Consider the following 26510-nt stretch of genomic DNA (forward strand, 5'->3'; position numbering starts at 1 on the left):
CCCTTAAACTGTTTTTTGTTGCGCCGCAACATATGAAATTGACTTTATTATCGTCAGCCATTTATTCTGTTATACTGCTGCGGCAATCTCTTGCATCATAGCTTATCAAGCCGACTAGAAGCAAGTTACCCGTCGGATTGCGGTAAAAACCATCAATATAAAACACCGGATATATAAATAGGGGTCATGCGGCCTGACCCTCTGGCAATTTTCTGTAAATCCTCTAGGGCACCAAAATGTCTTCTTTTTTCCCTGTATTACGGCAAATTTCCTCGGACCGATTTATCTGGTTGTTACTTTGCGCGGTGGCGCTGGCGGTGCTGGCTCCGCTTGGAGAAGAATTTTCTACACTTGGCAGTGTCATATCTTCGGCGGGCGTATTTCTGATTTTCCTGCTCCATGGCATCCGGCTGGAACGTGCAGAGGTTGTCGCCGGTTTCCGCAATATCCGCTTGCAAGGCGCGATTTTCGGTTTTGTCTTTGGCCTGATGCTGGTCGCCGGATTCACGCTGTCAAAGCTGACCGATAATTTTTTGCCGCATGATCTGGCGCTGGGATTTCTGTTTATTGGCGTGCTTCCTTCGACGGTTCAGTCGGCAACCTCTTACTGCGCGATTGCACAGGGAAATGTAGCAGCCTCGATTGTGGCCTCAGCTTTTACCAACCTGTGCGGAGTGGTCATTTCGCCGTTGATGTTCGCGCTGCTCGCCAGCGCGGCAGGCGGTTCGATTACGACCGAGGGCTTTGTGCGGATATTTGCGATTCTATTATTGCCGTTCGTGATTGGCCAGTTGGTCCAGCGATGGACGCGGCCATGGATTATGACGCATAAGGGGCCGATTGCTTGGGCAGACAAGATTGTGATTGCGATTGTTATCTATATTGCGTTTTCCGGCGCGGTTCTGGCAGGCACATGGTTTCAGGTCAGCGCCGGGCAACTGGCTTTAATGGCGAGTGGGTTGGCCGTATTTCTCGCTTTTGGTTTTGGCGGAGCATGGACGCTTGGCGGATGGCTGGGACTGGTACGCAATGATCGAAAAACCTTGCTGTTTTCCGGAGCGCAGAAAAGCATTGCTATCGGCGCACCTATGGCTGCGATTATTTTTCCGCCCGACAGGGCGGGCATGATCTTGCTACCGCTGCTCCTTTATCATCTGACCCAGTTGGTAATATCTGCGCCGGTGGCCCTGCATCTGGCAAAGAAATCATCATAACTCCCGCAAAGCGCGCGCCGGTTTGGCCGATAGCACGGGCACAGATCCCAACAATCCGATGCCCAGTGTCAACACCGCACCGATAGCTAGCGTTACCATCACGGTCATCCAGTCCGGTTGCCATGTAAATTCGAAAATCTGCGTAATGACAAACCACCCGGCAAGCAGACCAAGACCCAATGCAACAGCAGAGAGGATCAGTGCCAGCACGGCATATTCAATCGCCTGAGCCGATAATATCTGTGCGCGTGTAGCCCCAAGCAGTTTCAGGATCACACTGTCATAAATGCGCGACTGGCGTGATGCCGCAATCGCACCGATCAGAACCGCAATACCGGAAAAAATTGCAATGGATGCAGCAGAGGCAATGGCCGTTGCCATCTGGTCCAATATATCGCCAATCTGTGATGCAATCTCTTTGACTTTCACCATGGATATGGACGGAAATTCACTTGGTAAACTCCCAAGCAAACCGTCTTCTTTTGCCTCATCCAACTGGATAGTCGCCGCGACATTATGCGGTGTGCTGGCCAGCACATTGGGCGGAAAAACCAGCACATAGTTAAAACCGAAATTGCGCCAGTTAATCGTACGCAGCGAAGCCACTTTTGCCTGTATCTCTACGCCGAGCAAGCTTATGCTCAGGCTGTCTCCGACGTCCAGTCCCAATGCCGCTGCCTGTTCTGCATCTACAGAAACCAGCGGCGGCCCGTCATAATTTTCCGGCCACCATGTTCCGGCGGCAATCTCGCTGCCTTCGGGCAGATTGGCGCTATAGGTCAAGCCGCGGTCGCCGCGCAAAACCCACGCGCCTTCGGGGATTTCGTCCAGTTCCGACACACGTTGTCCGCCATATTCGGTAATCGTGCCGCGCAGGGTGGGAACGATGTTGATATTTGCATCCGGATCGGCGGCGTTAACCCGTTCCGTAAACTCATTGGCGCGCTCGACCGGAATGTCGAGAACAAAGAAATTGGGCGCTTCACGCGGAACACTTAGCCGGATTTCATTGGTCAGGCTGGTCTGGATAGCGGCCAGCGTGGCAAATAAGGTCAGGCCAAGACCCAGCGCGACAACCAGTTGGCCAGTTTGCGCGCCCGGCCTGTGAAGATTGGTGAGGGCGAGCCGCAGCAGTGGTTGTTTGGGACGTGGTAGCTTGCTGGCAAGCCAGCCTATTCCCGCGCCAAGCAGGCTAAGCAATGTTAATATGCCCAGAGCTGCGCCGATGAACGCGAGCGAAAATAAAGGTTCCCGGCTGCTGCCAATGGCAATCGCAACGATGGCCGCGATGGCCAATATGACGGCAAGCCATGTCGGTCTGTCCATCTCTTTCCATGACCGGATGTCACCGCGAAACAGTCCGGCAGCAGGGACAAGTTTCGCCCGCGAGAGCGGCGGCAGGGCAAAAATAACCGTTATGAGCAATCCATAAGCGGCGCTGACGACGAGCGGAAGGGGATAAAGCGCAAATTCCGGCTTGATCGGAAGGGCATCACCCGCCACCGCGATGATGATAAGCGGCGCAAAGGCTCCGACAATCAATCCTGCTGTAATGGCGATCAGGGCAACAGCCAATATTTGAAACATATAGATGCGAAAGATCATCGCGCTGTCCGCGCCCAATATTTTGAGCGTCGCAATCGCGCTTTGCTTGCCGCGCAAATAAGACGCGACCCCGTTGCCGACACCGATTCCCGCAATCACCAGCGACGCTAGCCCGACGAGGGTGAGAAACTGCCCCATCCGTTCAATGAAACGGCGTGTGCTTGGCGCGCCATTGTCACGGGTTTTTACTTCCCATGCGGCATTTTTATATTGTGCTTCCAGCTGCTTGCCCAATTCGGATGGGTCTATAGCTGCGGGCAGTTTCAGACGGTATTTGCTCTGAAACATGCTGCCGGGTTGTATCAACCCCGTGGAGCGCAGCCCCTCCAGTGACGTAATCGCTACTGGCCCAAGCGACAGCCCTTCGCTCAGCCGGTCCGGTTCGTCCTCTATTATGCCGGTAATTGTAAAGGCCGTTTCGCCAAATTCTATCGTGTCACCGATGTTCAAGGACAATCGGTTGACCAAGGCTGGCGTGATATAAATCTGGTCTGCATCAAGTGGGGGCGCAGTCGCGCCGTCTTGCAAGGTGAAGTCACCATAGAGCGGGTAGCGCGCATCAATGCCTTTTAATTCGACCAATTGGGTGTCGCTGCCATCGGGTAAGCGAGCCATCGCTTGCATACGCAAGGTTTCGGATAGTTCACCGGCAGCGTTCAGACTTTCGCGCTCTTGTGGTGTCACCTCTCGCTGGGATACGGCAACTTCCAGATCGCCGCCCAATATGATTTGCCCGCGATTGGCCAGTTCATCTGTTATCGCACTGGTCAGGCTACCGATAGCGGCCAGCGTTGCAACGCCCAGAAACAGACAGACGATCAACAGCCGTAGGCCGACAAACCGCCCGCTCAAATCGCGCCGGGCGATGGTCCATGCTTTGGAAAAATCTGTCATAGGCCGTATGTGCTCATGCCAAGCTGTCTTTGTCGATCAGGCCGTCGCGCAGTTCGATAATCCGGTCACAGCGTTTGGCCAGTTCCGGATCATGGGTAATAATCAGCAAAGTGGCCTTGCTCGCTCTCTGGCGCTCGAACAACAATTGGATGATTTTTTCGCCGGTAACCCCGTCAAGATTGCCGGTTGGTTCATCGGCAAAGATAATCGACGGGCGCGACGCCATAGCGCGGGCGATGGCAACGCGCTGTTGCTCGCCGCCAGATAATTGCGCGGGATAGTGGCCAAGCCGGTCGCTTAGGCCAACGGCCTCCAGTTCCTTCGCTGCGATCTCAAACGGCTCCGCCTGACCATCGAGTTCCAGCGGCACGGCGACATTTTCCAGTGCGGTCATGGTGGGCAGCAAGTGAAAGGCCTGCAAAACTATGCCAACCCGTCCGCGCCGCGCAATCGCAAGTTCATCCTCGTTCATCGTGCCGAAATCGGCTCCGGCAATGTTCACCGTTCCGCCGCTCGCGCGCTCTAACCCGGACAATATCGCCATGAGTGATGACTTTCCCGAACCCGACGGGCCAAGCAAAGCCACGGTCGAGCCGCTTTTGATCGACAAGTTGATACCGCCCAGAATATTAACACGTGCATCGCCTTGTCCCAAAGACAGGGTGACATTTTGTGCATCAATAGCAATATGGGAGTTGGGCGTTGCGTCGCTGGTTGCGGCGGTCTTTTGTAACATAGCGGGAAGGGTTATCCGATGTTGAGCAGGTTGATTACATATGGGTTTGGCTTTGCAATTCTGCAACTTCTGATTGCATGCGGGCCAGCCAATGACACGCAAGCCCCCGCCCAAGAGGCTCAACAGACGGTTAATGATACGGACAATAGCGTCGATAAAGCCCCCGAAGCCAAAACGCTGATATTGGCCTTTGGCGACAGTCTTTATGCCGGATATGGACTGGACCCGGGTGAAGGCTTTGTGCCGGAACTGCAAAAAGCGCTGAATGATGCCGGACAGGATGTAAGGATTCACAATGCCGGAGTGTCCGGCGATACCACAGCGGCGGGACTGCGGCGGATGGATTTTGTGCTCGATAGTTTGCCGAAGAAGCCTGATCTGGTTTTGCTGGGGCTGGGCGGTAATGATTTGCTACGCGGGTTAAAGCCTTCCGAAACCCGTTTTAACATGGACGCCATGGTCAAGAAACTGACCGGTCGGGGCGTGCCGGTCATGATAACGGGTATGTTGGCCCCGCCCAATCTGGGCAAGGAGTTTAGCGACGAGTTTAACGTCATCTATCCTGCGCTGGCCAAAAAATATGACACCGCGCTCTATCCGTTTTTCATGGATGGCGTGGTGGGACGGCCCGACCTGATATTGCCGGACGGTATTCATCCCAATGCTAAGGGCGTGGACGTGATTGTCGGGAAAATAGCGCCGGATGTGAAAGCCGCGTTGCAAGGATAGTCGCGGGATGACTGACCGAAAGTCCGAAGAGGATAAACCGCGTGGTTGCATTAGCTGTATTATTTTTATAATACAGTGCGGAAACGCTTGAAAAGTGCGGCATATACATTCATTTGTGATGGGCATAGATGATAACATGCGACGAGATGGAGACTGAACCAATGGCGCCAGAGAACACCAGCGAAACAATTACCGCGACCGAAGAACTGTCTTTGACGCCGCCGGATCCGGTAGCGCCGGTAGCACCCACAAAAGCGGCAGGACTTGTGCCGGTCGGTGACGAGATCAAGTCAAAGCTGGAAGAAAAAGTCGATAGCTTTATCGACGATCTGGTTGCTCAGGATGAAAATAGCCCGGAATTCGGTAAACGGGTGGACCAGATTACCAATATGGGCCGCAAAGAAATTGCCGATGCGGCTGGCCAGTCCAATCGTTTTCTGGATCGCCCTGTCCGCACGATGGATGAAGAATCAGGCATCGGCGCGGATCTTTCCGAACTGCGACGGACAGTGGAAGATCTTGATCCCGGCAAGCGCGGCGACCTGCTCGCCAAGCGCAAGCTGTTCGGGATTATTCCTTTCGGTTCAAAGCTGCGAAATTATTTTGACGGCTATCAAAGTGCTCAGGGTCATATTTCGTCCATCCTGTCGCGCTTGCAGAGCGGCAAAGATGAATTGCTGATGGACAATGCCGCCATTGATGTGGAGCGCAAAAACCTCTGGGCCGCGATGGGCCGTCTGGAACAGATGATCCATGTGTCAAAGGTGATGGACCAGCGGCTGGAAGACAAAGCGGCAGAACTCGACGCTACCGACCCTGCCAAGGCAAAGGCCATTCGAGAAAACGCGCTTTTCTATGTGCGCCAGCGGACACAGGATTTACTCACCCAGATGGCGGTGACGGTGCAAGGCTATCTGGCGCTGGATCTGGTGAAAAAAAATAACGTCGAACTGGTAAAGGGCGTGGACCGGGCCAGCACCACCACGGTTAATGCGCTGCGTACCGGCGTGACAGTGGCACAGGCGCTGACCAATCAGAAACTGGTGCTGGACCAGATTACGGCGCTCAACACCACCACCGCCGGAATTATCGACAGTACCGGAGAGATGCTGAAAAACCAGACTGCACAAATTCATGAGCAAGCCGCATCCGCGACAATTCCGCTCGAAACGCTGCAACGGGCGTTCCAGAATGTCTATGACACGATGGATAATATTGACACATTCAAGGTCAAGGCGCTGGAAAATATGAAAACTACGGTCAATTCCCTGTCCGGTGAGATCGAGAAATCCAAAGGCTATATCGCCCGCGCCGAGGGGCAGGATAAGGCCGCTCTCGAAGCTCCGTCCGAAAATCCATTGACTGCGCTTGAAGAATAGAAACTGATGACAGAAACTTCTGACCAGATCATGACAAATGCGGGCCGGGCGTTAAAAGATGCGCGCTACAACCGGTCAATCGGGCAGCGTTCGGAAAGCCTGAAACGTGGCCATTTCATGAAAAAACTGGGCCGCGCTGCTATTGCTACGATAGCGGTTCTGGTCGGGGCCAGTGTGGTTGGCGGCATATTAAATGGTATCGGGTTCTGGGGCGTGATGATTTCCGCGGGCTTGATCGCTGGCGGTATCTGGGCAGCGATGAAATTCCCGAAAATGAAAATACCGACACCGGAAACATTGATCCAGTCGGACCTTAAGACGCTGGCCGGAAAAACAGAAATCTGGCTGGAAACGCAGCGCCCTGCGCTTCCTGCTCCGGCCGCAAATATTATCAACACCATCGGCACACAGCTTGATATGCTGTCCCCGCAATTGCAAAAGCTGGATGAAGCAGAACCGGCGGCTTATGAAGTGCGTAAGTTGATGGGGGAACATCTGCCTGAACTAATCTCCGGCTATCGCGCTATTCCGGCATCTATGCGGACAAAGGCCAGTGATGGCGGCAAGTCTCCCGATGAACAGCTTGTCAGCGGGCTTTCATTGATCGAGAAAGAAATTTCTGAAGTAACCCGCCAGATTGCCAAAGGGGATATTGACAATCTGTCAATTCGTGGCCGCTATCTGGAAATGAAATATGATAAAACGGGGGAGGCGCAAGAGCCGTAACCTTGTGGACTTTGTGCAGCTGACTTTCCTACCTTTCACCATCCTGATACAGGCCCGTTTATGACATCCAATCCCTTTACGCTGTTCGATAGCTGGTTCACCATGGCCCGTGAGAGCGAACCCAATGATAGCAATGCCATGACGATCGCGACCGTCAATGACGATGGGCAACCTTCTGCCCGAATGGTATTGTTAAAAGGACATGGGCCGGACGGTTTCATATTTTATACCAACAAGGAAAGCCGCAAGGCAGAAGATATTGCCGCCAATCCAAAGGCCGCAATCTTATTCCACTGGAAAAGCCTGCGCCGGCAAATCCGGATTGAAGGCAGTCTGTCTGCCGTTGCCGATGATATTGCCGACGCCTATTTCGCCACGCGTGGCCGGGATTCGCAGCTTGGGGCATGGGCATCGGACCAGTCGCGCCCGCTGGATAGTCGCGCGACATTTGAACAGCGATATAAAGAAATGCAAATGCGCTTTGATGGGCAAGACGTGCCGCGTCCACCCTATTGGTCGGGCTATCGCCTGACACCGCAGCGGTTTGAATTCTGGCAAGACCGTGAGCACCGCCTGCACGAACGGCGGATATTTGTCCGTGATGGTGAGGGATGGGCCGAAGGGATGCTTTATCCGTGATGGCCGGTTCTGGACGACCGAATACACTCACAAACTACACTGGTCTTTCCCCCGCAGGCGGGAATCCAGCTTTACTTCTGCAAGGTTTAGATAGCTGGATTCCCGCCTTCGCGGGAATGACGGGACTTAATCATGACGTAATGACTATAAATTTAGCCAGATAACTGCCAGAAAGGGCAAAAATGCCAGGCAAAACCAAAAACCAGCAAATGATCCTGCCCTATTATCATGTCGATGCGTTTGCAGACCGCCCTTTTACCGGAAATCAGGCGGCGGTCATGCCGCTGGAAAGCTGGCTTGATGATGCGGTGCTTCAGGCGATCGGCGAAGAAAATAACTTTGCTGAGACCGCTTTTTACCTGCCCGATGAAACCGGCGCAGCAGATTATGAATTGCGCTGGTTCACCCCGGCTATGGAAATTGCCCTGTGCGGCCATGCAACATTGGCGAGCGGTCATATTATCCTGTCGCAAAATCCGGAAAAGGACCGCGTGACGTTTTGCACCCGAAAAGCCGGTGTGTTGACCGTTAGCCGCGAGGGAGATGGCTATACACTGGGCCTGCCAGCTTATTCTCCATCACCGGAAAAGCAGCCGGATATTCTTGCCCTGATCGGCGGCAAGCCGCTTGAAACCCTGTTCCATAAGGGGGGCTATCATGTCATTCGTTATGAGACAGCCGATGAGGTTCTGGCACTTGAGCCGGACCTGAAAGCCTTGGCCGCTATGGGGGACTCGCAATATATTTGCACGGCACCGGGCAAAGATAGCGACGTGCTGAGCCGCGTTTTTGTGCCCGGCGGCGGGGTTGATGAAGACAGCGTTACCGGATCGGCCCATGCGGTGCTAACGCCTTATTGGGTGAAGCAATTGGGGCGGGACAATTTTACCGCCTATCAGGCCAGTGCGCGCGGCGGTTATGTGAATTGCCGCCTTGAAGCGGACAGCTCCAAAGCATGGCTTGGCGGGAAATGCGTGACAGTGGTCGAGGGGCGGTTTCACTTATAGGGGCAGGCTATCATGATGATAGTCATTTGGTCGAACCACGCTTTCCTACAAAAGGAGCGCTGTGATAGTGACGGACCGGCTCTTTCTCATATTTATAAATTATTCACGGCGCTTGGCCGAAAATGTCAAGCAAGCGACCTATTTTTTCGTGAATCGACGTAATTAAAGCGTTCCTTGGTGTGAACTTAGTGAACTTAGTGAAGATAACCCGGACATGTTTTCAGAAAGTTTTCGATATGCTCATCTGTTCACCGGGAAAAGCGACACGATCCGGCCTATCTGGTCATACAGCGGTTGCAGCACGTCATCCTGCGTTTTGCCCAGCCGGACCACAGTCAGCTTCTGTTCCGGAGACACTACGATTTGCTGACCCAAATGACCAAGGGCGGCGAAAACCGTATCGGGAGCCATGTCGGGAAATAGCACTTGTTTACGACCCTCCGGACGGTGCTTGTTCAACCAGATATGGCCGCCATAAGCGGGATCATTGGGCGATGATGAGCGCATAAACTTGACCCAGTTGACCGGCAAATGCTGGGCGCCTTTGCGAGCGCCATTATTGCGAAGAAATTCTCCGAATTTGGCATAATCGCGCGCCGTTGCCTGTATAATACTACCGCCTAGGAATGTTCCGTTAGCATCAAATTCAAAATAGGTGCCGTCCATATCCAATGGTTCCAGCAGACGGCCACGAATGAACCGCATGGCGGCATCACGGCGCATTTTCGGGTCGGTGCTGTTGGTCAAAGTGCGGGTTATGATATCTGCCAGAATCATACTGGTTGCGGTGCTATATTCAAATTTCTCGCCGGGGACTGCCTCTAAAGGACGGGCCTCGGCATAGCCGGCCATATCATTTGCGCCGCTCAGGAAGAGCATCTGGTTGGTATCAGCTTCATAAAGGGTCGCGCCGTTCTCTTCCGCCACTTCAGTATGATCCAAACCGGATGACATATGAAGTAAATGACGCAAAGTAATATGTCCGCGCGGGTCGCCGGGCCGCTGCCAATCGGGCACAGGGGCGGGATCATCCAGCACCAATCTGCCATCGGAGACCAGAAATCCGATCAGCGCCCCGGTAAAGGATTTTGCCATAGACCAGCTTATGAACCGTGTATTCTCGTTATAGCCTTTGCCATAACGCTCAGCGATAATCTCTCCGCGATGCATGATGAGCAGCGCACGGGTTTCCGCCATTTCCGGATTATCAAAAAGTGGCGAGATCGCGGCGTCGAGACGGGCTTTCGTGATCGGGCTGTTGTCAGATATATAGGCCAGCTCCTCCGCTGTCTTTGGCGTTGGTGTGGCTGGTCCTTCACTGGCCCCGCATCCGGAAAACAGGAGGGCAAGCGCAGATAAAACGGAGATTTTAATCTTGTGCATAGCCATGCGTTGCACCAATAGATGCTGCCATGGCAACCATAAACCGTAATAATGAAACCGCATCGAAACAACGTATCGGAAAAGGCCGGATGGTCTTATATATATCGGGACTTTTCATGCTGATACTGGTGGCAATCTTTGCGTATAATTACAGTTTTATCAAAGGGCAGCTTGGCATTGGTACAGCTTATGGCGCTCGCGTTGCCTGCTCCTGTCACTATATCGGTGGCCGCGATTTGACCGATTGCGAAAAGGATTTTGAACCCGGCATGGAATTTATCGGCTTGTCGCAAGATGATGAAAAGCGGCGCGTGACAGCTTCTGTGCCCTTATTGGCTTCCGCGACTGCTGAATTTCGGGAAGGCTGGGGCTGTGTGTTATTGACGGAGGCGGACGGCGGACAATAGTCCGGCCGAAACAGGGGCTAAGCCGTCGCGGCGGTAAGCCATTCCTGTGACACTGCGCCGGTTTCATTGATCCAACCACCGCCAAGCACCCGGTCACCATGATAGAAAACCGCTGCTTGGCCAGGGGATACCCCATATTCCGGATTGTGGAAATATAGCGTATCACCATCAAGCCGGGCATGGGTTGGTTTTGCCATAGAACGGACCTTTACCTGTATCGGTCCTTCATAATTCCCGCCGATCCAGTTAACATCACGCAAGGTTGCAGATGCCACGGCCAACGCCTGCTTGGGGCCGACGACGACGCGTTTGGTATCCGGTTCGAGGCGAATGACATAAAGCGGTTCGGCTTGTCCGCCAATTTCCAATCCCTTGCGCTGTCCCACTGTGTAATGGATCAAACCTTTATGTCTGCCCATGACGGTGCCATCAATATGAACGATCTCGCCATCATCATCGGCATCAGGGCGCAGTTTGCGAACGACTTTGGCATAATCGCCATCGGGAACGAAGCAGATATCCTGACTATCCGGCTTAAAAGCGACCGCCAGGCCCATCTCCTCGGCTATGGCGCGGACCTGGGTTTTGGGCATATCACCTAGCGGGAAACGCAGATAATCAAGCTGATCCTGCGTTGTTGCAAATAGAAAATAGCTTTGGTCGCGTGCCGGGTCTATGGCGCGGTGCAGTTCAGAGCCATTTACGCCCATCACACGGCGAACATAATGGCCGGTGGCTAGACAATCAGCGCCAAGTTCACGAGACAGATTCAACAGATCAGTAAACTTCACGCCCATATTACACTGAACACAGGGTATCGGGGTGCGTCCGGCCATATATTCATCGGCGAATACATCCATGACCGATTCCTGAAACCGGCTGGCATGGTCGAATACATAATGGGCAATACCCAGTTTTTCAGCCACCGCGCGGGCATCACGAATATCCTGACCAGCACAACAACTGCCCGTTCGGCCCACAGCTTCGCCATGGTCATAAAGTTGCAGGGTGATGCCAATTGTCTCGGCGCCTGTGCGAGCAGCAAGTGCCGCCACCACGCTTGAATCGACGCCGCCGGACATAGCTACAACTATGCGCTTGCCTGCCATATCATCGCCAAGCTGGAATTCTGGATTGATTCGATCTGTCATAATCACAAGCTCCATAGCGATGATCCGTGGAAAGTACCAGTTTTGCGGAAATTACTGACAATCTACCTGGTTAAAGTCCCAGAATGGCTTCAGAAAAAATCATGTACTGGCCAGCTTCCATCCATATTGGGATCAAAAGCTTCATTAACAATAAGCTTTTATTAACTTGTCTTAAGAGCGCGTGAACACCGCCTTTACGGATGTTTATCTCTTGCTTGTTATGACAGCACTTATGGAAATGAGCTTCCCTCATAAGAGTTTGACACAGACCAGTGCTGATACGGATGTTTCAGCAAGAAGCGCTTATGAAGTGCTGATTGCACATGCGATCGCGCGTCAATCTCTTTCGCCTTCAGCCCGTGCCTATATCGCACGGCAACGTGGATTGGTCGCGTCGCCTATTCACGCCAGTCGAGGAATGATGGAAAATCGTATCAAGTTATTTGCAGATGCCTCTTCGCAGGAAGGGCTATCTGGGAATGGCGAGCACGGAACAGAAAAGGGTAGTTTTAGGCCGGATTTACTGCGCGAAAATCCATCAGGCCGAAGAGCTCAGGACTAAATATGAACGTGTTATTTACCTTGGTAATTTAGTAGTTTGAAAAGCTCTATGTCTTAGGAATCGCAATTGGACGTAGAATGAAATGCCGCAAGGCGTATTTTGAGGGTAGTATGATCGAGAACCAGACAATTAAACCAGCGCAAGTCATCGGCCCGTTGGGTGAGCCTTTGACTTTAGCCGACTTGCCAGCCCCGGGAACGACCCGCTGGGTAGTCCGTCGTAAAGCGGAGGTTGTGGCCGCAGTAAATGGTGGTCTTTTATCGATAGATGAGGTTTGTGATCGCTATAGTTTATCGCTGGAAGAATTTGCGTCGTGGCAGCGCGCGGTGGACCGTTCCGGTATGCCGGGACTACGCGTCACCCGTATTCAGCATTACCGGGATCTGTATGAACGTCAGCAGAGATATTAGACCAGTTCTGCAACATTAACGGTATAATCAAAGGCCCCGGATAAATTCTCTGGGGCCTTTTTATTGGTCTATTGCAACCTTTTGGATCATACCGTGTTGATTGAGAACAGAAAAACTGTTTCGTCGTCAAATAAGGAGATAGACATGGGTATCATTATAGCATTAATCATTGGCGGTATTGCTGGTTGGCTTGCGAGCCTAGTCATGGGTCGGGATGCGTCCATGGGTATTTTCTGGAACATCATTGTCGGTATCATCGGATCCGTGATCGGTAACTTTATCGGTCAATATCTTGGATTTGGCGGTAGCATACAATCGTTTTCGATAATGGGGCTGATAACGGCATTTGTCGGTGCGGTTGTGTTATTGTTGATCCTCAACCTGATCCAACGTGGTCGGGCACGGTAAACCCGTTAACAATTCAATTTGAAAATCATAAGGCTAGCCCTGCGGGGCTGGCCTTTTTCTGTTAAAAGCATAGGGGAGGCGCCTTTCTGTGATACTTTGGAAACAATCTCGTGCAATCGGTTATCGTTCGGGGTTGTAGTAACTGATTTATTGATATAATACACCGAAAATCAAAATTGCAGATTCCTGCCTTTTATTGATGATTCTTTTTATATATTGCAGCGCAGAATTAAGATTTATGCCGGGCTGATGAGTATTGAACATGAACTATGAATCGAAGATTGCCGGCGAAGACATTGATGTCTCGACGGTAAAAAACGGCGAAAATCAGGCGCAGAATAAAAAGCGATTGATAATTGTCGCTGCGGTGGTCGCGGCTCTGGTTTTGGCCTTTGCTGTATATAAAATTTTTTCCGGCAGCGGTAAGGGCGTAGAGGCTGGCGCTGTAAATCAGGCTTCGTCTGTTACCGTTGTTGTTCCTGGTAAGCAGGACGTCGTTCATACCATTAATGCGACTGGCACGTTGGCTGCGCGGCGGGAGCTTCCGGTCGGCGTGGTTGGTGAGGGCGGACGCGTAACGCGCGTCTATGTCGATGCTGGTGATTGGGTAAAAGCCGGGCAGGTCATGGCAAGTATTGACCGCTCGGTACAAAACCAGCAAGTGGCACGCTTAGAAGCATTAGTCGCGTCTGCCAGAGCAGAGCGCGATATAGCGCAAGCAAATCTTGATCGGGCAGCAAAGCTGATTGAACGAGGATTTATATCCAAAGCCGATATTGACCGTTTAACTGCTACCCGCGATTCCAGTGCGGCACAGCTCAAGGTCGCTCAGGCACAGCTCGCTGAAACAAGGGCCCGCAACAATTTTCTGAATATTATTGCGCCTAAAGGCGGGTTGGTTCTGGAACGTAATATTGAAGTCGGTCAAACTGTTACTCCCGGGAGCGGTATATTATTCCGTCTGGCACAAAGCGGTGAAATGGAATTGCAGGCGCTGTTAAGCGAGAGTGACCTTGCAAATGTGTCGGTGGGCGTGAGTGCCGAAGTCACCCCTGTTGGCACTGACAAGATATTGGAAGGACAGATCTGGCAGATTTCTCCTATGATTGATACTGATACACGACAAGGGGTAGCGAAAATCGCATTAAGCTATGATCGCGCACTTCGACCCGGTGGCTTTGCCAATGCCGAGATTAAGAGCGGCTCGTCGCAAGCCTCGGTTTTGCCTGAGTCTGCCGTGCAAAATGATAGTAAAGGCAGCTATGTATATATCGTTGGCGAAGATAATAAAGTCATACGTCGGGATGTGGTTGTAGGTGATGTGACGTCTGCAGGACTGTCGATTACTTCCGGACTGAGCGGGACCGAGCGTGTTGTATTGAGAGCTGCCGGATTCTTGAACCCCGGTCAGACGGTGAATCCGGTGGCCCAGAAAGATACCGCCGCCCCAGATGATCAGGCTGCGTGAAAGATTAATTCATGAACCTCCGCAATATTTCTGCATGGTCTACCCGCAATCCGGTCATTCCACTCGTTATTTTTACTGCGTTGCTGTTAGCAGGTCTGTTGAGCTTCAACCGGATGGACGTGGTCAATAATCCGGATGTTGAATTCCCTGCTGTCAGTATCAATATTTCCCAGCCGGGTGCTGCTCCGACCGAAATTGAAAACCAGATAACGCAACTAGTCGAGTCTGCGGTTCGCAGCATTAGCGGTGTTAAAAATATTAGTTCCACGGCCAGCGAGGGCAGTAGCCGGACCTTTGTCGAATTTGAAATAGGCTTTGATGTAAACGAGGCCGTCAATGAAATAAAAAATGCAGTCGATCAGGTGCGCGGCTCTTTGCCCGATGGTATATTGGAGCCGCAGATTTCCAAAGTGGATGTCGCTGGCGATGCTATAGCGTATTTCGCGGTCAAAGCCGATGATATGACTGTAGAACAGCTGAGCTGGTTTGTTGATGATACCGTGGTCAAAAAGCTTCTCACCGTGGAAGGCATGGCAGAAGTAAATCGATTTGGCGGTGTGGACCGTGAAATTCGCGTGATTTTGAAACCGGCCAGGATGCAGGCGCTTGGAGTTACTGCCAATCAGATTAACTCGGTTTTGCGTCAGGTGAATGTTAACGCGGCAGGTGGCCGCACAGAGGTTGGCGGTGCGCGGCAATCTGTCCGGGTTCTGGGAAATGCTGAAGATGCCTATGCTCTTTCCCAAACACGAATTTCTCTTGGCGGTGACAAGACGATAAAACTTGCTGATGTAGCAGACGTGAAGGATGCTTTTGGCGAACGCAGTTCGATCAGCAAAGTCAAAGGCGTAGAGGTCGTGAATTTTTCCATGAACCGTGCACGCGGTGCATCGGATGTGACTGTTTATGAAGGCGCAATCGAGGTTATGGACCAGATTGCTGAAGAAAACCCCGGAGTCGAGTTTATCCGCCTTGGTAGCAGCGTCGATTATACTAAAATGCAGTATAAAAGTTCGATGGCAGCCATGGTCGAAGGTGCTCTCTTGGCTGTGGTAGTGGTTTTTCTCTTTTTACGCGACTGGCGAGCTACACTGATTTCTGCGATTGCCATTCCACTATCCGCAATACCGACTTTCTGGTTTATGGATTTGATGGGGTTCAACCTTAACTTTCTTTCCCTTCTCGCGCTCGGCCTTGTTGCAGGCGTGTTAGTAGACGACGCCATTGTGGAAATTGAAAATATCGTGCGTCACATGCGAATGGGGAAAACAGCTTATCAGGCATCAATTGATGCAGCGGACGAAATCGGTTTGCCTGTTGTCGCAACGTCTTTTTGTATCGTCGCCGTTTTTCTTCCTGTCGGTTTGATGCCCGGTATCTCTGGTCAATTTTTTAAGAACTTTGGCATCACTGTGGTCATTTCCGTTTTGATGAGTTTAGCGGTTGCACGGATGATTACGCCGATGATCGCGGCTTATTTTCTGCAATCCAAAGGGCATGCCGAACATGGCGAAGGCGTTTGGATGGACCGCTATATGTGGCTATTGAACTGGTGTTTGGACCAGACAGCCGCACGTAAATATGCCGAAGGCGGCGGGCTGCGTCGTCGCTTTGTTGCCAAATTTCTGGACCACAGAATATGGTTGATGGGAATCGGTTTTTTTGCGTTCGTGTTGACCGTGATCTTGTTCGCAATCACACCTGCCCAGTTCCAGCCTACTATCAATGAAGACTCCAGCCGGGTTCAGATTGAAGTTGTCCCCGGTACTCCATTGGAACAGACCGAAAAAATTGCCGATCAGGTCTCCGAACTGATGTATCAACAGCCGGAAGTTGATCGTGCATTGACCCGCGTGCGGGAAACAAATGCAACTGTATTTGTTAACTACAAAAAAGAGCGGGACAAAACCTCGATTGAATTTGAGCGTAGCATGGCCCCGCTGCTTCAGAAGATACCGGACGCCCGCATTTCATTTCAGTCGCAGGGTGGCGGTGGTGGAACCGGACGGGATATATCGATCATGCTAACCGGCTCAGACCCTGAATTGCTGGATAAGGCGGCACTGCAGTTGGTTGAGCAAATGAATGATATTAACCTGATTAGATCACCGCGCGTCGAATCCGATCTCAGCAGGCCTGAAGTCCTGATCGAACCATATACCAGCCTGGCATCTAAATTGGGTGTGACTACGGCGGCGCTCAGTCAAACTATTCGAATTGCAACGCTCGGTGAGATTGATCAGAATGCCGCGAAATTCTCGCTATCAGATCGTCAGATCCCAATTCGCGTTATGCTTCCGGAGCAATCGCGTACGAATTTAACGACTATTGAAAACCTGCCCATTCCCACATCTAGTGGCGGCACCGTCCCTTTAAGCCGGGTTGCTAAAGTTAGTTTTGGTTCCGGACCGACGACGATCCAGCGATATAACCAGAATCGCCGGGTTTTTATTGGAGCCGATCTTGCGCCTGATGTTATCAAAGGCGAAGCAATGACCGCTATCAACAAGTTACCAATCATGAAAAATCTGCCCACTGGTGTATCCAATGCACCATTCGGAGAAGATGAGTGGCAACAGGAATTATTTGTCAATTTCATTATTGCGCTTATTTCCGGCATATTGCTTGTATTTGCTACGTTGGTTCTACTGTATAAACGCCTTATGTCTCCGTTGGTGAATATGGGTTCTCTGGCATTAGCTCCGCTGGGCGGCATATTCCTAATCTGGATTGCTGGTCAATCACTATCGATGCCGGTGCTGATCGGGGTTCTTATGCTACTGGGCATTGTCAGTAAAAACTCTATTCTGTTGATCGATTTCGCGATTGTCGAAATGCAGAAAGGTGTTCCTAAGTTTGAGGCAATCATGGACGCGGGCCATAAACGAGCACAGCCTATTGTGATGACCACTGTCGCGATGACGGCGGGTATGGTGCCGACAGCTCTGTCATTATCCGGTGATGGTGCTTGGCGCGCTCCGATGGGTATCGTGGTGATCGGGGGGCTGATAGTATCGACCCTGCTTACGCTCGTGATAGTTCCGGCAGCTTTCAGTCTCGCTGATGGTTTGGAGCGGCGCCTTGGTCCTTGGTTACGCAATAGCTTGCTAACATATAAACCCGGCGATGACGCAGAAGATAAAGCAAGGGTCCAGCCAGCCGAGTGAAATCACTTTCCTCTAAAATAGCGTCTACGTCCAATAGCGATCGGGCATCTGGTTCGTCATCTATTCGTTTAGGTACAAATAATGCTGGTCGCGATATGAAAATCATTGCCACTGGTCTACTGGTGATGATGGCGGTAATATATTTCACTGCCAAATCTTATGAAACCGTGCATCCGGTGCTTGGGTTTGTCCGTGCTTTCGCTGAAGCCGCGATGGTCGGTGGTTTAGCAGACTGGTTTGCAGTCACGGCCTTGTTCCGCCACCCAATGGGTCTGCCTATTCCCCATACGGCTATTATTCCACGTAATAAGGACCGCATCGGAGATACGCTTGCAAACTTCCTGAAGAATAATTTTCTGGTCTCAAAAATCGTCGCACAACGGATGCAAGCTATGGATCTGGCTGGCGGTGTCGGCCGGTTTTTAAAAGCACCGAGCGGAGGGCAGGGGCGACTAAGAATGGGAGCTTCTCGGCTGATAGGTGATATTATCGGCTCGCTTGATCAGGACCGGCTGGGCAGTATGTTCAAAGGGGCTGTCAAAACACAGGCCAAAAAGTTGGACCTGGCGACACCGATGGGACAGATTCTAGAATCTGTGATGGCCGAAAACCGACACGGTCCTCTCATAGATTCGACGATTAAATGGGCTTACAGGACACTTGATGCGAATGAACATGTCATCCGTGCTATCGTCCATGACCGTGCAAATGTCGTGCTGCGCTGGACGGGGTTGGATGACCGTTTAGCCAATGAGGTGGTTGACGGACTTTATAAACTACTCGCCGATATGGCTTCTGATCCGGAGCATCCGGTGCGGACCAAGACTGAAGAAGCCATGGAGCAGCTAGCGCAAGAGTTAAAGACAGATGCCGAACTGCGGCAGCGCGTGAATGACTGGAAGCTCGAAATGATAGAAAACCCCGCCATTGCGAATTGGATTGATGGTATGTGGGAAAGTGGCCGTGAAGCGCTTTTAAAAGCGTCGCGTGATCCAGAAGCAGCGATGGCTGGTCATTTCGGGGATGCTTTGATGCAATTGGGGCAAAGCTTGCAACAGGACCCGCTACTCAACCGGCAGCTTAACCGTTTTGCCCGGCGAGCTGTCGCTGGGGTCGTCGCAAGCTATGGTGACAATATCGTGAAGCTGGTCTCTGACACCATTCGCGGGTGGGACGCGCAAACGATTACCGATCGCGTTGAAAATGCAGTAGGCCGTGACTTACAATATATCCGCGTGAATGGAACTTTGGTTGGCGGTCTAGTCGGCGTTATACTCCATAGTCTCAGCTATTGGATTTATTAGCGGGACAATAATATTCGTGCTTGCCCGGCAATTTGCGCCAGCATGGCAATTGATGGCTTGCTGGATAATTTCGCGCGATCAATAATTTTTTGGAATTGATCTACACGTTCAGCATTTTTTTCAGCCCAGCTATCCATAAACTGATCCAGATCTTTGCTTCGCGCCCGTCTGAAAAAATCCAGCCGCATTTGCTGGAAATCGCGGGCAAGACCAGCAACCAGCAAGCGATCCCAAGGATCGGACGGATTACTCCGCGTTGCCGTTAACTGTGCCCAGTCCAGTCTCAACAGGCTACCCAATTTGGTAAATGCAGCGGCGACGTCAATTGCATCAATTTCACGAAATTTCCCGAGAAATGCAATTCCGGCTGCACCATCATTTTTGTAGATATTCACGATTGTCTGGGCAAGGTCATTTGTTGCACCGGCTTCAATCAACTGCCGGGTTTGCTGGGTTGCCTCCACTTTACCATGGGCAGTTATCAGATCGTCAACATTATCGTTCAGCTTTTTCACGCCAGGAGCCAGCATTTCTACAGCTTCATCAATAGAGCCCTGAGAAAGGCCTATACGCATAAGGTCAGCCATATGAGAACGCAGTACATAGGCGAAACGGTCAAAAGCCAACAGGCGAACATCTTCACCTATTTTTGCATTTTCAAATGAAGTCCATATCTTGTCGGCGTTAAATAACCGCTCAGCCATCACAAAGGCAGCCGCGACTTCGCCAAGCGGAGCTCCTTCCTCCTCGGCCAGTTCAAATGGATCAATGAGACCGAGCCGGTTAATCATACGGTTTGCTAATTTTGTGGCGATAAGTTGCTTACGTAACTGATGATTGAGGATGGCATCTTTATGCTTTTTCTGCATGATTTCCGGAAAAGCATTGAGCAGTTCGTTATCTAAAGCGGGATCATCGCCGAGGTTGCTGTTTTCAATCGCTTCCTGCAACACAAGTTTTGCCGTGGAAACCAGCACTGCAAGCTCAGGCCGATACAATCCGCGATCTTCCTGTTCACGGCGGAACAGTTCTTTGTTAGATGCTAGCCCTTCAACAGTGCGATCGAGCGCTTCTTTTTCTTCAAGAAACTCGATTAATCGAATGTACGAGGGTAGTGTCTTCTTTCCTCCTCTCTCGGCAATCGAAAGGCCAAGAGCCTGAAGCCGGTTATCTTCAAGGACCAGTACACTGACATCGTCTGTCATCTTGCTGAGTAAATTGTTGCGTGCGACAGAAGTCAGCTTACCATTTACCATTTCGTCGTTGAGCGCAATCTTGATATTTACTTCATTATCAGAGCAATCGACGCCTGCGCTATTATCTATGAAATCGGCATTGATACGTCCGCCGCGGGAAGCGAATGAAATGCGTCCCGCTTGGGTAACACCCAAATTAGCCCCTTCACCGATAACTTTGACCTGTAATTTATCGGCATCAACGCGGATTTTATCATTGGATGGATCGCCAACTTCAACATGATTTTCGCTCGACGCCTTGATATAGGTTCCGATACCACCAAACCACAGCAAATCGACTTTGCTGGTCAGAATAGCCGAGATAAGCTGAGTCGGAGAAACTTCTTTCTCATCAGTAAAGCCGAATAGTTCGGCAATCTTCCGGTTTATTTTCAGCGCCTTTGATTTGCGGGAGAAAACCGCGCCCCCTTTGGAGATCAAACTTTTATCATAATCATCCCAACTGGAACCTGGGAGAGCGAACAACCGCTTGCGCTCTTTCCAGCTTGTAGCGGGATCGGGATCGGGATCAATAAAGATATGGCGATGGTCAAAGGCTGCTACGATGCGGAGCGATTTTGACAATAGCATGCCGTTACCAAATACATCACCCGACATATCACCCACCCCGATGACCGAGATCGGATCTTTTTGAACATCGACCCCCATCTCCGCAAAATGGCGCTGTACCGAGATCCATGCCCCACGAGCGGTAATCCCCATCGCTTTGTGATCATAGCCATTGCTGCCACCACTAGCAAAAGCATCACCTAACCAAAATTCATTCTCGATTGCGATACTATTGGCAATATCAGAAAAGCTGGCTGTGCCTTTGTCAGCTGCGACTACAAAATAAGGGTCATCATAATCCAAACGCATCACTTGCTTGGGTGGAATGATTGTGTCGTCCTTGATGTTGTCAGTTATTGATAAAAGTGCCCGAATAAATATTTTGTACGACGCTTTTCCTTCTTCAATAAAGGCTTCACGATCATCGGCAGATGGTAATTGCTTGGCATAAAAACCGCCTTTGGCACCGGCAGGGACAATCACAGCATTTTTGACCCTCTGGGCTTTCATTAGTCCCAGAATTTCGGTGCGGAAGTCATCGCGTCTGTCTGACCATCGCAAACCACCGCGAGCGACAGGTCCTGCCCGCAAATGGATACCTTCTATCCGCGGGCTATAAACAAATATCTCACGCCAAGGCACTGGAGCAGGGAGGTCAGGAATTTTTGCGCCTTCAATTTTGAAAGCGAGTGCTTCGCGTCCTGAAGGTGCAAAAGCATTGGTTCGCAGTGTCGATTCGATTACTGCACGAAACAACCGCAATATGCGGTCATCATCAATGCTAGTCACTTTGATTAAGCCGTTTTCGACCGTGTTGATAGCTTCAGCCGCACTTTTATCCCGATCACCATCAAAATCCGGATCGTGCAAGGATGTAAACAATCGGATCATTGCTCGAGTAACATTACCAGCCTCAGCCAGCACTTCGACAACAGTGGCAATGCCATAGCTCATCCCGGTTTGGCGCAAATAGCGAAACCATGCCCGTATCCAGATCGTCGATTCGGCGCTGATACCCGTTGTTGTAATCAATTGGTTAAAGCTGTCATTTTCCGCGCCGCCTTCCAAAACATTGGTGATGGCGTCTTCGATTTCAGATGCTCGTGCGATCAGATCATCTCGGGCATCCGGATGCAAGGTCAGCTGGAAATCATGGATATAACCCAGGCGCCCATTATCAAGCGGCGTCGGCATTTCTTCCAAAACCGAAAACCCAAAGTTTTCAAGTGTCGGAACAGCATCCGACAATGGCAATGCTCCGCCCAGATGATAAATTTTCAGGCGCAGTAAATGGTCAGCATCGCCCTCTAGTTGGTATAAGCGCGTAGATTTTTTACCGTCTCGCTCCCGTTCAAAAAGACGCATAATATCGCGAGATGCCTCTTTTTCATCATAGGTGGACTGGTAGATTGCTGGAAAACAGTCAGCATAGCGATGGGCTAATACTGCGGCCCGGTTCTCCGGTACAAATTCGCTAAGATAGCTTTCCACTTTGGGCTTCCACCCGCGGATCATGTTTTCCAATTGTCGGTCAAGCGCTTCCGGATCGGGTTTATTGCTGTCCACGCTCATATCTAATATATAGCGTAGAGAAGATAGGCCGCCTTCATCCAATGTGTTGGCCCAGCTTAAAATCCGGGCGCCCGTCGCGTTCGTCAATAGCGCTTGAATATTCTCTCGCTGCGCGGTCGATAACCGTTCACGTGGCAACCAGATAAATGCAAACAAATGTCGATTGAGCGGAGACATGACCGTGTATAATTTGGGTCTCGGACGATCAATGAGAGACATGGATATCAGCGCAAGCTTTTCCAAATCTTCCTGTTGAAATGTTATCAGAAGATCGTGGGGCAGGGCAGTCAACGCGTGGGTCAAGGACTTGCCTGCATGCCCGGCGGCTGAAAATTCAAATTTATTGAACAGATTGCTCATTTGTGTTCGCAACACCGGCACTTCTTCCGGTGGCGCGGCCAGAGCAGCACTGGTCCACAGGCCAGCAGTTATCGAAAGGCCGATCAAAGCATCTTTTTCTCTCACTGGTGTGATGATGATGTCCATCAACACGTGACGGTGCACTGTAGAAATCTGATTAGATTTGATAATCAGAGGGGCATGGCCGCCCGACTTGAACCAGTCAAAGGCACGTTTCTGGCTTTCAGCCGAGAGTACAGGAGATTCCTGCATACGGGAAACGCCTAGTAGGTTTGTGCGGTCTCCTTGTTTGTCGACCGTTTCGTGGGCTAACAATGTAAAATTCCGGTCCAGAAACCAATGTATTAGGGCGGTTCCTTCGCCTTCGGGTATAGTTTTTGCATCTTCGGACAAAGCAAATTGCAATTTTTGCCAGTCAGTAACCGCAGCAGCCACGTCTTTCAGGTTGCTGCGAAGTGTTTTTTCTAATGTACGACGTGTTTTGGCGTCGGTGCGTTCGAGCTCGATGTAGATAATGGATTCACGCTTTTCTCCACTATCAGGATTATTGTGAATGGCGGTCAGCTTGTCCTTATCATTTCTTTTTACACCGACGACAGGGTGGATCAGCCTTTCGATATTCAAACCAAATCCGGCTATCGTCGCGCAAACCGAGTCGACTAGAAACGGCATATCGTCATTGATTATAGCTAGGCGCAGATGCCGCCGACCTTTGGCGCTAATAACGCTTTCAAGAAGCAATTTCGTTTGAGAATCTTCCCGGTGCAAACCGCATTCCAGCACAAAATTAACGGCTTCTATATACGCCTTGTCATTAAGACCGGTGCTTTCGCCGGGTAGGGCGCTTTCCTGAAAAGCATTAACTAATTTCTGGACAAGTTTTTTGCCGGCAGCTGAATTTGTGGCTTTTTCTGCTTCTGCGTTACGGCGACCGGTCATGGCTTCCCCCAAATTGATCCAGCGAGGATTGATCTTCCTGCTGTATTAAGATTCTTATGGGCCTGATATCTGCCTTCCTCAAGAGTGATTGACCAGCAATTACAGCACACAGGTTAAATAGCTGTTCAATGTGATATATTAGTTACACGGGTAACTATGCCTGAGAAAATTCGGTAGGTTAAACGCTGGTTTGTTTAAGTGCCTTGGTGGTCAGTTTTTCATCACCGAGAACAGGCCCGACAATAGATAGCTTTCCACTGTCATCCCGCCGCGCGACAAGTACCACAAATTCCTCATCTCCGGTATCAATTTCACTAAGCTGGCGGACTGGGGCTGTGCGTAACCGCTCCAGCACCTCATTTTTCTGAACGATAGTCTTGGTTGACTTCTGTTTGGATTTACGCGCTTTTCGTTCGGCTTGGACAATGGCTTTCAAACCACCTTCATGATCGTTGAGATAGGTGGAAAATGTACCTCGAGTGATTTCGGCCTGCTTCGCATAGCGCAGAGCGGCTGCATATTCGGTCAGTCTGGTTTTGTCATATTGCGCGCCAAACACCAATTTGACGATGGGAGTCATTGGTGCGCGCGTTTGCATCTTCAATCCGGATTCTTTGAGAAGCTCTGCATAATCTGCCGGATGCTTTTCAGTCATTAGATAGAAATCATAAGCCTGCCCTATAGCAGTATAAAGCGCGATCCGGCTGCGTTGTTCGTTATGCGCCGCATTATCTGCGCTACTGCGTGCGGCGACAAGCCAGTCAACCAGATTTGCCTGTTCATCGGGCTGTTCACAAATTTTATCATGATTAACAAGATTACTGCCAAGTAGAGCTGTTGCTGCTGCAGCGTCTTGCGCGGTCAATTCCAGTTGATTGGATATTGGTCCATCGGCCCATACCGGCCCGGCATTAGATCTTTCCGGGGCCGAGCGCATGGCCTCTGCCACTTGATCTTCAAGTTCCTGAGCATAGTCATCCGCAACAACTTCTTTCCAGTTAATCACACCGTAGATGAAATCAATCGTGTCATCATCGGTTGAGAATGGCAAAAGAATACCGCGATACATGATCGTCTGGCCCCGTTGGTTCACAAACTCGGCCTCAAAGCCGATTGGGGCCTGATTAGCGATAATTTGCAAATAATGGTCTGTGATCCGTGACAGGAGCGAGCGTGCCGGAATCTGGTCTATCGTCGTGATATTTGCATCCAGCCCACATTCCTGACGCAAAGATTTGCCTAGGAACTGGATTGCCGGCTTTTCTATACCATTTGTAAAATCAAGCAGAACGCTGTTGGGGCCAAAATCATCATCTGATTCTGGTGTGAGGTCTTCGACGCTGGGAAACTGTCGTTCACCAAGCAGACTGGCCCAGTAATTATATGCTCGTACATGCATACGACGCTCGTCCTGACCTATAGTCGGAGGGGTCTCAGTCGTCACATCATCATCTTCATAAGCGATATAGTCAGGGTCAAAACCCCCGCCTAAACCACTGTTCTCATTAGAGTTTCGAAGATTGTCCATGCTATATCCTACAAATTTTACTCGTTCCGCCCCCATTTTGACCCGGCCATGGTTAATTTCCGGTAAAACCTAAGAACAATTCTTCTGTCTGTGGATAATAATGTCAGTAAATACGCAGCCAATAGCATTGTCAGGCTTGTCACCGGGCAGAGTGGCTGTTAAAGGCGCGTCCGGTAACCGGTTGGCCGTATGGAATCTGCCCATCCGATTATACGCCGCTTTAGCTCAGGTGGTAGAGCACATCATTCGTAATGATGGGGTCAGAGGTTCGAGTCCTCTAAGCGGCACCAGTATTTTCAAGGACTTAGCGGAAAATCACGAACTTCTAACCGGTACATATGTACCGGTTAGAAGTTCAGAGCCTCGCTGGCGTCGCGCATGTAGCTGGGTGAAAAGCGCGCATAATGGCGTTCTGTTACCTGCACCGTAGTGTGCGCCATATATTGAGAAATTTTTTCCATCGGGACATTGGCTTGTGCCATCCAGACTCCGGCTGTGTGGCGAAAGACGTGGGCGCTGCAATGTATGCCTGAGCGTTTGGTGGCATTTTGTAGTGCCTTTTTGACATTAGCTATGGGTTTACCGTTATGTTCTATTACGTGATCGGTTAGCCGCCCGCGATATGCTTCATTGAGGGCATTGAGCGCCCGGTCGTTAATAGGAACAATGGTTCTGCCCTTGTTCGACTTGTGCCGCCCAGGAGGAAGATAGTCGATTGTTCGCTCTTCAAAATTTACGCGATCCCACGTCAGATCCAGTATAGCGGACATTCGGGCTGCTGTTGTAACAGCCAGAATGATGAATAGCCGTATATGCGGTGTGTCGGTCACCTCCAATATTTGCGACAGTTCTTCCCTTTTCAGCCAATGGCTGCGCGGTTTAGAAGGCGGAGGTAGCCAAATATCAGGCACATTGTTTGGATAGTGAAAATTGAGACATGCGCGCAGGTAAGCCAATTCGGTTCTGATCGTAGAATTTGATTTTCCAAGCGCATTGCGCGCCATATAATAAGCGCGACAGTCATCCTTGGTTATGGCTGTACCCAAGCGATGGCCGAAATGCGGCTGTAATACCCGCCACATGAAATTCAAATTGTCTGGAAGAGCAATGTCGATCG

Annotated in this window: 20 protein-coding genes and 1 tRNA gene; 14 read left to right on the forward strand and 7 right to left on the reverse strand. The window is 50.8% G+C overall.

What is annotated here, in order from left to right; all coding sequences use genetic code 11:
- Positions 1 to 236 precede the first annotated feature (236 nt).
- The gene (locus AB1K62_RS00315) at positions 237 to 1214 is read left to right on the forward strand and encodes a bile acid:sodium symporter (protein ID WP_367000328.1); all 978 of its coding nucleotides are present in this window, start codon (positions 237 to 239) and stop codon (positions 1212 to 1214) included.
- Here AB1K62_RS00315 and AB1K62_RS00320 read toward each other — a convergent pair.
- Positions 1209 to 3713: an FtsX-like permease family protein gene (locus AB1K62_RS00320; RefSeq protein ID WP_367000330.1), complete on the reverse strand. Its 2505-nt coding sequence runs from the start codon at positions 3711 to 3713 to the stop codon at positions 1209 to 1211. The genes AB1K62_RS00315 and AB1K62_RS00320 overlap by 6 nt on opposite strands.
- Before the next feature lie 13 nt (positions 3714 to 3726).
- Positions 3727 to 4449, reverse strand: a complete 723-nt coding sequence (locus AB1K62_RS00325) for an ATP-binding cassette domain-containing protein (protein ID WP_367000331.1) — start codon at positions 4447 to 4449, stop codon at positions 3727 to 3729.
- Between the two features lie 18 nt (positions 4450 to 4467).
- Between AB1K62_RS00325 and AB1K62_RS00330 the strand changes: the two genes are divergently transcribed.
- The 5 genes from AB1K62_RS00330 (at position 4468) to AB1K62_RS00350 (ending at position 8929) form a co-directional block, all read left to right on the forward strand.
- Complete coding sequence (locus AB1K62_RS00330) at positions 4468 to 5178, forward strand: arylesterase (RefSeq protein ID WP_367000332.1); 711 nt, start codon at positions 4468 to 4470, stop codon at positions 5176 to 5178.
- 161 nt (positions 5179 to 5339) lie between these two features.
- On the forward strand, positions 5340 to 6557 hold the full coding sequence (locus AB1K62_RS00335) for a toxic anion resistance protein (RefSeq protein WP_367000334.1): 1218 nt from the start codon (positions 5340 to 5342) through the stop codon (positions 6555 to 6557).
- Positions 6558 to 6563: 6 nt separating this feature from the next.
- The gene (locus AB1K62_RS00340; RefSeq protein ID WP_367000335.1) at positions 6564 to 7283 is read left to right on the forward strand and encodes a hypothetical protein; all 720 of its coding nucleotides are present in this window, start codon (positions 6564 to 6566) and stop codon (positions 7281 to 7283) included.
- A 60-nt stretch (positions 7284 to 7343) separates the two neighbouring features.
- On the forward strand, positions 7344 to 7922 hold the full coding sequence (gene pdxH, locus AB1K62_RS00345; RefSeq protein ID WP_367000336.1) for a pyridoxamine 5'-phosphate oxidase: 579 nt from the start codon (positions 7344 to 7346) through the stop codon (positions 7920 to 7922).
- 209 nt (positions 7923 to 8131) lie between these two features.
- Positions 8132 to 8929, forward strand: coding sequence for a PhzF family phenazine biosynthesis protein (locus tag AB1K62_RS00350; protein WP_367001990.1), 798 nt, complete (start codon positions 8132 to 8134; stop codon positions 8927 to 8929).
- Between the two features lie 240 nt (positions 8930 to 9169).
- Here the strand turns inward: AB1K62_RS00350 and AB1K62_RS00355 are convergent, their stop codons facing one another.
- Complete coding sequence (locus AB1K62_RS00355; RefSeq protein WP_367000337.1) at positions 9170 to 10318, reverse strand: serine hydrolase; 1149 nt, start codon at positions 10316 to 10318, stop codon at positions 9170 to 9172.
- A gap of 23 nt (positions 10319 to 10341) precedes the next feature.
- Here AB1K62_RS00355 and AB1K62_RS00360 point away from each other — a divergent pair, with 23 nt between their 5' ends.
- The gene (locus AB1K62_RS00360) at positions 10342 to 10719 is read left to right on the forward strand and encodes a hypothetical protein (RefSeq protein ID WP_367000338.1); all 378 of its coding nucleotides are present in this window, start codon (positions 10342 to 10344) and stop codon (positions 10717 to 10719) included.
- A gap of 17 nt (positions 10720 to 10736) precedes the next feature.
- Here AB1K62_RS00360 and mnmA read toward each other — a convergent pair whose 3' ends face one another.
- Entirely contained in the window at positions 10737 to 11858 is a 1122-nt protein-coding gene (gene mnmA / locus AB1K62_RS00365; RefSeq protein WP_367001991.1) for a tRNA 2-thiouridine(34) synthase MnmA, read from the reverse strand.
- A gap of 193 nt (positions 11859 to 12051) precedes the next feature.
- Between mnmA and AB1K62_RS00370 the strand changes: the two genes are divergently transcribed.
- From AB1K62_RS00370 to AB1K62_RS00395, 6 genes are all read left to right on the forward strand, one after another.
- Positions 12052 to 12432 (forward strand): hypothetical protein, encoded by a 381-nt coding sequence (locus AB1K62_RS00370; protein WP_367000339.1) that lies wholly within the window; start codon positions 12052 to 12054, stop codon positions 12430 to 12432.
- A gap of 110 nt (positions 12433 to 12542) precedes the next feature.
- On the forward strand, positions 12543 to 12842 hold the full coding sequence (locus AB1K62_RS00375; RefSeq protein WP_367001992.1) for a DUF1153 domain-containing protein: 300 nt from the start codon (positions 12543 to 12545) through the stop codon (positions 12840 to 12842).
- A gap of 144 nt (positions 12843 to 12986) precedes the next feature.
- On the forward strand, positions 12987 to 13250 hold the full coding sequence (locus AB1K62_RS00380; RefSeq protein ID WP_367000341.1) for a GlsB/YeaQ/YmgE family stress response membrane protein: 264 nt from the start codon (positions 12987 to 12989) through the stop codon (positions 13248 to 13250).
- Positions 13251 to 13512: 262 nt separating this feature from the next.
- Positions 13513 to 14718, forward strand: a complete 1206-nt coding sequence (locus tag AB1K62_RS00385; RefSeq protein WP_367000342.1) for an efflux RND transporter periplasmic adaptor subunit — start codon at positions 13513 to 13515, stop codon at positions 14716 to 14718.
- 11 nt (positions 14719 to 14729) lie between these two features.
- Positions 14730 to 17885 (forward strand): efflux RND transporter permease subunit, encoded by a 3156-nt coding sequence (locus tag AB1K62_RS00390; protein WP_367000344.1) that lies wholly within the window; start codon positions 14730 to 14732, stop codon positions 17883 to 17885.
- Between the two features lie 95 nt (positions 17886 to 17980).
- Positions 17981 to 19189 (forward strand): DUF445 domain-containing protein, encoded by a 1209-nt coding sequence (locus tag AB1K62_RS00395; protein WP_367001993.1) that lies wholly within the window; start codon positions 17981 to 17983, stop codon positions 19187 to 19189.
- On the opposite strand, the gene AB1K62_RS00400 is transcribed toward AB1K62_RS00395, so the two are convergent.
- Together AB1K62_RS00400 and AB1K62_RS00405 are read right to left on the reverse strand one after the other, a co-directional pair.
- Positions 19186 to 23865, reverse strand: a complete 4680-nt coding sequence (locus tag AB1K62_RS00400) for an NAD-glutamate dehydrogenase domain-containing protein (RefSeq protein WP_367000346.1) — start codon at positions 23863 to 23865, stop codon at positions 19186 to 19188. The two genes, AB1K62_RS00395 and AB1K62_RS00400, sit on opposite strands and share 4 nt — an antisense overlap.
- A gap of 178 nt (positions 23866 to 24043) precedes the next feature.
- Positions 24044 to 25393, reverse strand: a complete 1350-nt coding sequence (locus tag AB1K62_RS00405) for a hypothetical protein (protein WP_367000347.1) — start codon at positions 25391 to 25393, stop codon at positions 24044 to 24046.
- A 214-nt stretch (positions 25394 to 25607) separates the two neighbouring features.
- Here AB1K62_RS00405 and AB1K62_RS00410 point away from each other — a divergent pair.
- A tRNA-Thr gene (locus AB1K62_RS00410) sits at positions 25608 to 25683 on the forward strand.
- Positions 25684 to 25740: 57 nt separating this feature from the next.
- Here the strand turns inward: AB1K62_RS00410 and AB1K62_RS00415 are convergent.
- Positions 25741 to 26439: a site-specific integrase gene (locus AB1K62_RS00415; RefSeq protein WP_367000349.1), complete on the reverse strand. Its 699-nt coding sequence runs from the start codon at positions 26437 to 26439 to the stop codon at positions 25741 to 25743.
- Positions 26440 to 26510 lie beyond the last annotated feature (71 nt).

The organism is Parasphingorhabdus sp. JC815 (genome assembly GCF_040717415.1).
Classification (GTDB): domain Bacteria; phylum Pseudomonadota; class Alphaproteobacteria; order Sphingomonadales; family Sphingomonadaceae; genus Parasphingorhabdus.